Genomic DNA, 5901 nt, shown 5'->3' with positions numbered 1-5901 from the left:
AAAGCGCGCCACCTCACCGCAGGTCAAGCAGCCGGCCACGCAGATCTCCCAGGCCCAGGGCCCGGAGATCGCCCAGATGCAGGCCATGCTGCAGAGCTGGGGCCTGCCGGCCCAGCCGACCAGCTCCACCGGCACCAGCGGCACCAGCGGCACCAGCGGCACCAACGGCACCAACGGCACCAACGGGATGAATGGCATGAACGGCGGCAGCCCGAGCGCCCCGCCTGGTGCGTCCGGAACGCCGGGGATGCCGGGGATGCCGGGGATGATGTCGGGTCAGCAGATGCAGCAGCTCAGCGCCGCCACCGGGACTGCCTTCGGCCGGATGTTCCTGCAGATGATGATCCAGCACCATACCGGCGCCATCGACATGTCCCAGACCGAACTCCGCGACGGCCGGAGCCCCGACGCCAAGGCGCTCGCCCAGAAGATCATCGACGCGCAGCGGGCCGAGGTCACCCAGATGCAACAGCTCCTGACGACCATCTGAACACCCGCGGGGTGGGTTCGGCCCCTCGCCGGGCCCACCCCCGGTTTCCGGCCCGCTCAGCCCCTCGGCTGGGTGGCGCACAGCTCCACCGCGGGCTGTCCGCCGGCGCTCGCGCACGGCCAGGGTGACTTCGGCGAACCCGCTCGCCTCCACCTCGGCGCGCAACCGCTCGGGTCGGATGCCCAGCACATGCTGGTGCACGCTGATCGCCAGCCGGCCGCCCGGGCGCAGCACCTACCCGGGATTCCGTGCATTATCCCGGGTAATAGCGGGTGGCCACCCGACGCCGGGGCGAGCAAGCGGCAGAAAGGCGGTCGAACCGGCTAGCCGAACCCAGATGTGACACATACACCTGAGAGCAGTCACGTAGACTCTGCTCATGGCAGGCAATGCAGCAGAGACAACGAGCGCGGATCTCACCGTCAATGAGCAGGGCCGGGTGACGATCCCGGCGCAGATCCGCCGGGCCGCCGGGATCGAGGCCGGGGTGCCGCTGGTGGTGTACGTGGAGGACGGCCGAGTGGTCCTCGAGACCCGCGAGCAGCTCGCCGACCGGCTGCGCCGCGACGTCGCCGCCGCCTGGACCGGCGAGGGCTCGGTGGTCGACGAGCTGCTCGCCGACCGGCGCGCCGAGGCCGCCCGCGAGGACCAGGCGTGACCGCCGCCGCCGGGCAGCCGGCGGTGCTGGACGCCTCCGCGGTGCTGGCCTGGCTGCGCCACGAACCCGGCGCCGAGGCCGTGCACCCGCTGCTGGCCACCGCGGTGATCTCCGCGGCGAACTGGTCGGAGACCTGGCAGAAACTGGCCCAGCACGGCGTCGACGCCGACCGGGCCACCACCCGGCTGCGCACCCTCGGGCTCCGGGTGGAACCCCTGACCGCGGCCGACGCGGTCATCGCCGCGAAACTCTGGGCCCGCACCCGCGCCGCTGGGCTGTCCCTCGGCGACCGCTGCTGCCTCGCTCTCGGCGCCCGCCTGCAGCTCCCCACCGTCACCGCGGACACCGCCTGGGCCGGCCTCGACCTGGACGACATCACCGTCCAGGTGATCCGCTGACCCGGCCGACCTCACCGATGACCGGCGGCCGCCCGGCCACCGCGAACGATGGCCGCTACTCCCGGCGTTGATGAGGCCCGTCTTGCCCGAGCCGGTGTTGCGATCCTCGGCCACCGCCAACGGTGGCCGCTGCACGAGCTGGGCGACCAGGACCCGCGGCGCGGCCGGTAGGAGACACGAGAGCCTCCGAGGCCCTGAGCGGCTTCGGGGGCTCTCTGCGTGCAGGGCAGCGCCTACCGGGTCAGCTGTTGGTCCAGCGCTGGGCGGCGCAGTAGCCGCGGGCGGCGTCGAGGTCGGCCCGCTTGGTGTCGCTGTAGACACCGATGATCGCCCGGTCCTGCGCGACGCTGTCGTTCGACGACAGGCACCGCCGGTCCACCCCGGGCAGCGCCAGCACGGCATCGAGCCCGCCGGGCACCGTCGGGAAGCCGTAGCAGGCGGAGAAGTTGTAGGCCGTCCCGCTGGTGATGTTCAGGTAGTAGGTGCCGCCGTTGTCGGTGACCTTACGGCCGTTACGAAAGATCGAGGCTAAAGCTAGGCTAAAGCAGATCCACTGTCCGGAAGATCAAGAGCACCTCAGACCGCAGCATCCCGGTCACCCACCCAAGGTCGCCAGCAAGGATCACGCGACGCGCGGGCAGCAGGGGGGAGTTACGCATGTTGCCGTGCGCCGAGGGTGACGGCGGTGAGCAGGCTGGTGAGTTGCTCGCGGAATCGGAGGGCGTCGTGTGCCCACCGCGGCTGCTCCGTGTAGAGCTGGCGCAGTGTCGCGCTCGGGCGGGAGAGCTGGAACAGGTAGGCCGCGCAGCTCATGGCGGCCGTCAGCAGAGTCTGGGCACCCTGGCGGTCGAGGTCGGCGTCGGCGCCGACCAGCGCCTGGGTCATCGTGTCGTAGGCGGCGCTCGCTGCGATCTTGTAACGACGTGCCCGTTCCAGTCGTACGGCACCTTCCAGGCTGAGCACGACATGGGTCAGCAGGTCACAGAACAGCGGTAGCTGTTCGAGCGAGCCGCTGACGAGATCGGCGATCTGCTCGGCGCTCAGGCCGTGAGCGTCGTTGAGGCCGGTCACCAGTCGGTCCCGCCAGTCGGCCCACCCCTGTTCGGCGAGTTCGAGGAGCAGTTCCTCGCGCGACTCGAAATACCGCCGCACGGCGGAGGGGTGCAGTCCGACCCGAGCGGTCACCGCGGCAAGCGTGACCTCGCGAACTCCCTGCTCGATCGCCAGTTCGCGGGCGGCGTCCAGCAGGGCCATCCTGCGCAGCTGCTTGTCCTGCGCAGACCGGGCTCGCTGCTTGGGCTGGCTCACCGCCCCACGATAACGCAAGCGCATTGACTAAAGTCGGGAGGTGGACTACTGTCGCAGTTAACGCATGCAGCATGCGTTAACTGCGACAGAATGCGATCCCCATGAATCCCGTGTTCTTCGTGACCGGTTCATCCCGGGGCCTCGGCCGCATGATCGTCGAGCAGGCACTCGCTGCCGGTCATCGCGTGGTCGCCACCGCCCGCGATCCCCACACCCTCGACGAGCTCACCAGCCGCTACGGTGATCACATCCACGTCCAGCGACTCGACGTCACCGATCCGGCCGCCGCCCAAGCCGCCGTCGCGGGCGGCGTCGCCGCGTTCGGCCGCCTCGACGTCGTGGTCAACAACGCGGGCCAAGGTGACCGCGTGTCCCTTGAGGACACCACTGTGGAGGTCTTCCGTCGACAGATCGAGACGAACTTCCTCGGCACGGTCTACGTCACCAAGGCCGCAGTGCCCGTCCTGCGCGAACAGGGTGGCGGCCGGATCATCCAGATCTCGTCGCTGGGCGGGCGCATCGGCGGCCCGGGCATGACCGCCTACCAGTCGGCGAAGTGGGCCGTCGGCGGGTTCAGCGAGGCCCTCGCCGCCGAGGTCACGCCGCTGGGCATCAAGGTCACCGTCGTCGAGCCCGGCGGGATGCGCACCGACTGGGCCGGCTCGTCGATGACCACACCACCGATCAGCGAGCCGTACCAGGCGACCGTCGGCGCGTCCGCCCGCGCCATGGCCGGATTCGAGCACGTCGCCAACAGCGACCCGCGGAAGGTCGCCCAGCTCGTGCTCACCCTCGCCGGACTCGACAACCCGCCGCTGCGCATCCTCGCCGGCAGCGACGCCTACGAATACGGCCGCCAGGCATGGCGCCACCGGATCGACACCGACGCCGAGTGGGAGCACCTCAGCCGATCCGCCGACCATGACGAGGCTGGCGACACCTGGCAGCAACAGCGAGGCGCCAGCCTGCCCGACACCCACGCGTGACCCGGCCTTGTCGACATGTCGGGTCTTGCGTTGACCGACTCCGGCAAGCAGAACAACTGGGGCCGCCCGAGACGCACCTCACGGGCCAGAAGACGATCGGCGATATGGCACCGACCAACCTCCACCGCCACCGAGTTCCGCCTCTACGCCCAGCTCGACGCGTACGAGGGGAGCGAACGGGTCTACGCGAGCAGCTGGCGCCACACCATCCCCCGCCATCAGGTCTGACGCGGCGCCTGCCCGTGCCGCCGCCCAGTGAGCCGGCGCCGGAGCGGTGCCACTCCCCGCTCGGCCCGCTGCCGAGCGTTCCGTGGGACGTGGTGCAAGTGAGCCCGAGGACAAGGGGCTGGGACCCCATCGTCCGACGCGACAGGGCTGACTGCGCTTGTGTGGCGAACGGGTCTTCGGATCCGGTCTGCCCCGGCCGGATCATTTCGCCGGTTCTCGGTGTGGAGCAGGCGGAGGAACGGCGTGGTGCGTTCCAGTGACGCCGTCGCGTCGGCCTTGTGTCAGCCCGGGCGCCCCATACGCTCGGTCCGGTCGGACGTGGGCCCGAGACTCGTAGGTTCGCCCGCCCGATGCGGCGAGGCAGGCGGGCCACGCCGCCGGAGCCCGGTTCGGGGGCGACCGGGATCCACCCACGACATCACAGAATCAGGCAGTTGGGAGTGATCCCGTGACAACAACGACGAACCAGCAGCACACCGGCCGAGCCACTCAAACCGGGCAGGACGTGATGTCGACCGCGCTCCGGGGCTGGGCTGAGACCGCGCAGACCGTCCTGGGGTTGGGCGCGGGCGAGCGGAACGAGGGCGTTCAGAGCCCGGACCGCTTCATCGACACCTGGTACAGCGATGAGTGACACAGCGATCATGCCGGCGTCGAGCGTGCCTGTGAAAGAGCGGTTCCTGGGCGTCGACGTGGCCCGCGGAGTCGCCCTGTTCGCGATGCTCGCCGCGAACATCTGGGACGCGGCGATCGGTGCGGTCGACGACGCCGGTCAGCCGACGCTCGCGGGGATGACCGTGTTCGGGCGCTCGGCGACACTGTTCGTGATGGTGGCGGGAATCAGCCTGGCGTTCATCAGCGGTGGCCGCCACCCGAGACAAGGCCGTGACCGCCGAGCCACGGTGGTGGGTCTGATCGTCCGGGCTCTGTTGATCGCCGCCATCGGCCTTGCGCTCGGCTACGCCGCCTCCGACAACCTCGTCGTGATCCTGCCGTTCTACGGCCTGTTCTTCCTGCTCGCGATCCCGTTCATCGGCCTCCGGCCCCGCACGCTGGCCCTGATCGCCGCCGGGGTGGCCCTGGTGGGGCCCCTGCTCCTGCTGGCGGCGACCAGCCTCGACCTGAAACCCGTCAACGACGGCAGCCTGACGTTCACCGATTTGTTCACCAATCCGGGCGGCTTCGTTCTCCAACTGTTCGTCACCGGCTACTTCCCCGCGGTCGTCTACATGGCCTACATCTTCGTGGGCATGGCGATCGGCCGGCTCGATCTGTCCTCCACGCGGGTCGCCGCCCGACTCCTGGTCAGCGGCCTGGTGCTGACCGTGGTCGCGTGGTTCACCTCGTCATTGCTGCTGTTCAAACTGGGCGGCCTGCAGCAACTCATCGCCGCGGCCGGGCCCGACGCGGATCCGGCGACGATCCGAAACGACGTCCTCTGGGATGCGGACCGCATGGACACCTGGTGGTGGCTCGCGGTGCGCAGCCACCACTCGGCGACACCGATCGACGCGATCCACACCATCGGTGTCGCCATGGCCGTCATCGGCGCAGTACTGCTGATCACCAAGCACCGGGCCGCGGCCCGGGTGTTGTGGCCGGTGGGCGTGGCCGGCGCCATGACCCTGACGATCTACTCCGCGCACGCGCTCGTGCTGGGCACGGGTGTGCTGGGCGACGAGCCGCTCGCGCTCTACCTGGCGTCCGTGGCCGGTGCCCTCGTCCTCGCCCTGCTCTGGCGCCACTTCCTCGGCCAAGGACCGCTGGAACGACTCGTCTCGACGGCGTCGGGCCGCGCCCGACGCGCGGCCATGGGATGGCGTTGGATCGCCG

8 protein-coding genes are annotated in these 5901 nt (G+C 70.1%); 6 read left to right on the top strand and 2 right to left on the bottom strand.

What is annotated here, in order from left to right:
- From JWR81_RS24650 to JWR81_RS24640, 3 genes are all read left to right on the top strand, one after another.
- The coding region (locus JWR81_RS24650) for a DUF305 domain-containing protein (protein ID WP_297657851.1) at positions 1-490 on the top strand (490 nt) is incomplete at its 5' end.
- 379 nt (positions 491-869) lie between these two features.
- The gene (locus tag JWR81_RS24645; protein ID WP_297657848.1) at positions 870-1148 is read left to right on the top strand and encodes an AbrB/MazE/SpoVT family DNA-binding domain-containing protein; all 279 of its coding nucleotides are present in this window, start codon (positions 870-872) and stop codon (positions 1146-1148) included.
- Positions 1145-1546, top strand: a complete 402-nt coding sequence (locus JWR81_RS24640; RefSeq protein WP_297657845.1) for a type II toxin-antitoxin system VapC family toxin — start codon at positions 1145-1147, stop codon at positions 1544-1546. Before JWR81_RS24645 ends, JWR81_RS24640 begins: the two co-directional genes overlap by 4 nt.
- Positions 1547-1787: 241 nt before the next feature.
- On the opposite strand, the gene JWR81_RS24635 is transcribed toward JWR81_RS24640, so the two are convergent.
- Positions 1788-1964 carry a hypothetical protein gene (locus JWR81_RS24635; RefSeq protein WP_297657842.1) on the bottom strand — a complete coding sequence of 59 codons (177 nt, stop codon included), beginning with the start codon at positions 1962-1964 and terminating at the stop codon, positions 1788-1790.
- Between the two features lie 233 nt (positions 1965-2197).
- Positions 2198-2854, bottom strand: coding sequence for a TetR family transcriptional regulator (locus tag JWR81_RS24630; RefSeq protein WP_297657838.1), 657 nt, complete (start codon positions 2852-2854; stop codon positions 2198-2200).
- Between the two features lie 101 nt (positions 2855-2955).
- Here JWR81_RS24630 and JWR81_RS24625 point away from each other — a divergent pair, with 101 nt between their 5' ends.
- The 3 genes from JWR81_RS24625 to JWR81_RS24615 form a co-directional block, all read left to right on the top strand.
- Positions 2956-3840 (top strand): SDR family NAD(P)-dependent oxidoreductase, encoded by an 885-nt coding sequence (locus JWR81_RS24625; protein WP_297657835.1) that lies wholly within the window; start codon positions 2956-2958, stop codon positions 3838-3840.
- A 676-nt stretch (positions 3841-4516) separates the two neighbouring features.
- Positions 4517-4702, top strand: a complete 186-nt coding sequence (locus JWR81_RS24620) for a hypothetical protein (protein ID WP_297657832.1) — start codon at positions 4517-4519, stop codon at positions 4700-4702.
- On the top strand, positions 4695-5901 hold a 1207-nt coding region (locus JWR81_RS24615; protein ID WP_297657829.1), incomplete at its 3' end, for a heparan-alpha-glucosaminide N-acetyltransferase domain-containing protein. The genes JWR81_RS24620 and JWR81_RS24615, both read left to right, overlap by 8 nt.

Source organism: Pseudonocardia sp., from assembly GCF_025965585.1.
Classification (GTDB): Bacteria; Actinomycetota; Actinomycetes; order Mycobacteriales; family Pseudonocardiaceae; genus Pseudonocardia.
This window is presented reverse-complemented; position numbering and strand designations above follow the sequence as displayed.